At 48.4% G+C, this 680-nt stretch carries 1 protein-coding gene; it reads right to left on the bottom strand.

All coding sequences use genetic code 11. The features are described from left to right. On the bottom strand, positions 1-665 hold a 665-nt coding region (locus AC1DUO_RS25880; RefSeq protein WP_477989588.1), incomplete at its 3' end, for an ABC transporter permease. Positions 666-680 lie beyond the last annotated feature (15 nt).

Genomic DNA, 680 nt, shown 5'->3' with positions numbered 1-680 from the left:
GGTACTAGGGGTGTAGAACCTTTACTCTTCAAAACTCCTATTATTTCAAAAAGATAGTCACCTATCTGAACCCAATCTCCCACATTTGCACTGATGCCAGCACTTCTCCATTCGCTTTGTACTTTTGCCCCTAAAACCGCATAGGTATTGTGCGCATCATATCTGCTCACAAAGCGGCCCATACTGAGATCCAGATCCAGTACTCTGGCTAACTCAGCGTTGGTACCAACAACAGAAATATTTAACGTGTGCGCTTTCAGACGAACATCCATATTCATGGAAATAATCGGTGCCGCTGACACAATGTTTGGCAGGGTTTGGTGCAATAGCGTTGCGTTCAGTATGGTGACTGCAGGGGGAGGATTAGTATAATTTCCCTGAGGGGGTTGAATGCTACACACCAGTAAGTCGCTGCCCATTCCCTTAAAAACGCTCATAGCCTGAACTCTGGCGTTATGACCGATATTCAGCAAAGCGACCACCGCCATACATCCCACGGCAATACCTAGCAAAGCCAGCACGGCCCGGCGACCTAAAAGGCGCAAATTTTCGAGCGGTTCGATGAAAAGATAGGTCCAGGAAGGACCGTAGTTTTCGTGCAATTCACGAAGAACTGTTACGCCTGAACTATCGAGGCGCATACCGGTCCTCAGCAACACGGCCATCACGCACCCTGATAC

The organism is Rahnella sp. P4_A8 (assembly GCF_056402435.1).
Note: the sequence above shows the minus strand (reverse complement) of the source record. Positions and strands in the feature narration are given on the sequence as shown.